The organism is Lentzea albidocapillata, assembly GCF_000719115.1.
Lineage (GTDB): Bacteria > Actinomycetota > Actinomycetes > Mycobacteriales > Pseudonocardiaceae > Lentzea > Lentzea albidocapillata.
In genome coordinates, this window is record NZ_JOEA01000051.1 from 1 (window position 1) to 2,112 (window position 2,112).

General features: G+C 67.3%; 3 protein-coding genes. All 3 read left to right on the plus strand.

Annotation, left to right across the window (positions count from 1 at the left end):
• The coding region (locus IG04_RS0141660; RefSeq protein WP_030482268.1) for a hypothetical protein at positions 1 to 605 on the plus strand (605 nt) is incomplete at its 5' end.
• Positions 592 to 969 carry an LVIVD repeat-containing protein gene (locus IG04_RS0141665; protein WP_030482269.1) on the plus strand — a complete coding sequence of 126 codons (378 nt, stop codon included), beginning with the start codon at positions 592 to 594 and terminating at the stop codon, positions 967 to 969. The genes IG04_RS0141660 and IG04_RS0141665, both read left to right, overlap by 14 nt.
• A gap of 52 nt (positions 970 to 1,021) precedes the next feature.
• Positions 1,022 to 2,112, plus strand: a 1,091-nt coding sequence (locus tag IG04_RS0141670) for an LVIVD repeat-containing protein (RefSeq protein ID WP_030482270.1), incomplete at its 3' end; no start/stop codon positions are given.

The window sequence follows — 2,112 nt, forward strand, 5'->3', positions numbered from 1 at the left end:
AGTCCGACCTCGCGTTCGAAGGGAACTACGCCTACGCGGGCACCTTCAGCGGGTTCCGCATCATCGACATCTCGAACCCCGCGGCCGTGCGGCAGGTGGCGTTCAAGCCGTGCAACGGCGGGCAGGGTGACGTGTCGGTCTACAACGGACTGCTGTTCTCGTCGGTCGACACGCCGCAGAGCAAGCCGGAGTGCGACAGCGTCAACACGCCGGCCACCAACCCGGTGGCGTGGGAGGGTGTGCGGATCTTCGACGTCCGCGATCCCGCCGACATCAAGCACATCGCCTCCGTGCGCACCGACTGCGGCTCGCACACCCACACGCTTGCGCCCGCGGGCAAGGGCAGCCTGTTCGTCTACGTCTCGTGCAGGATCTCGGTGGTCCACGTGCCGTTGCAGAACCCGGAGAAGGCCCAGGTCGTGTCCACTCCGCCGACCACCGGTGTGACGGTGTTCGACCCGGCGCGGCTCGAGTTCGCCAATCCGGCGCTGCAGCCCACCACTGGCTGCCACGACATCACCGTGCTCGGACGAGGCCGGTGGTGGAGTGATTCCGCGTTGCCGGGCGGAGGATCCACCGACAAAGGGTGCGGTGTGGACCTATGACGTCGCTTCCGGAGCTGAGCTGGGTCACTACAAGCTGCCACGCTTCGAGAACGGCGTGTGCACCATGCACAACTTCAACTACGTGCCCGGCATCGATCGCGACATCCTCGTGTCTTCCGCCTACACCGGCGGCACGACCGTCGCGGACCTGACGGACCCGGCGAACCCGGTGGAGCTCGGCTTCTACCGCGCCGGTGATCCGATCGCGGCCAACACGTGGTCCACGTATTGGCACAACGGCTTCATCTACGCCAACGACATCAACCGGGGCCTGGACGTGTTCGCGCTCGACCACCCGGCCACCGTGGGCGCCGCGTCGCTGCAGCGCGACAACCCGCAAACCCAGGAACGGCTCTTCCCGTAGCCAAGGAGGTTGTCGAATGTCTCGCCGAGTCATTCGAACAGTTGGTGCGCTCGTGGCCACCGTCGTTCTCGTCACCCCGGCGACCGCGGTCGCCGACCACGCCACGAACCCAAACACCCCGAACATGCACGCCAAGGGCCACAGCCCGCACCCGGCCACGTTCCTCGGTGAGCCGGACGGTGTCCGGCACGTCAACTCCGACATCGCCTTCTGGGGCAAGCTGGCCTTCCACGGCAACTACGACGGGTTCCGCATCGTCGACATCGCTGATCCCGGCAACCCGACCGAGATCGCCCACCAGCGCTGCAACGGCGACCAGGGCGACATCGTCGTGTGGGAGAACATCCTGGTCCGCGCCTGGAACTCCAAGAAGGCAGTCCCACGCGACTGCGACGGGCAGACCGTCCCAGCCGGTTGGGAAGGAGTGCACGTCTTCGACGTCAGCAACCCGAGCAATCCGAGCCTGGTCGCGTCGGTCGAGCTGCCGTGCGGCTCGCACACCCTCACCGCGGCCCCGGACAACGGCCGGTTGATCGTCTACAGCAACAACTCCAGCAGCACCGGCTGCGGAACGAGCGGCAACCTGGCGCAGGAGAACGCGCTCGGTGACTTCATCGACGTGATCGAGGTGCCGTTCGGGCAGCCGCAGAACGCGAACCTGCTGCGGCGTGAGCCGCTGGCTGGTCCGATCACCAACGTGCGCACCGGCTGTCACGACATGGGCGTGATCCTCGGCAGCGTCAACCTGGCCGCGTGCGCCAGCGCGGACGCGACCAACGTCTTCGACATCGGCGCCAACTCGCATCCCGGCGGCAGCCTCGCCGACCCGGTGTTCCTCTACACCGTCAGCGAGCCGGGTGTCGGCCAGGCAGGCACCAACGGTCGCTGGCACTCCGCGACGTTCAGCTGGGACGGCAAAGTCCTGATCCTGGGCTGGGAGCCCGGCGGCGGCTCCGAGCCCGAGTGCCAGACCACCGACCCGGACGTCGACAAGAGCCTGTTCTTCTACGACGCCCACACCGGCGCGAAACTCGGCCAGTGGGTGCTGCCCCGAGGACAGGACGGCCTCGCGGAGAACTGCACCGTCCACAACTACAACATCGTGCCGCTGCGCAACGGCCGCTACATCGCGGTCGGCGGGCA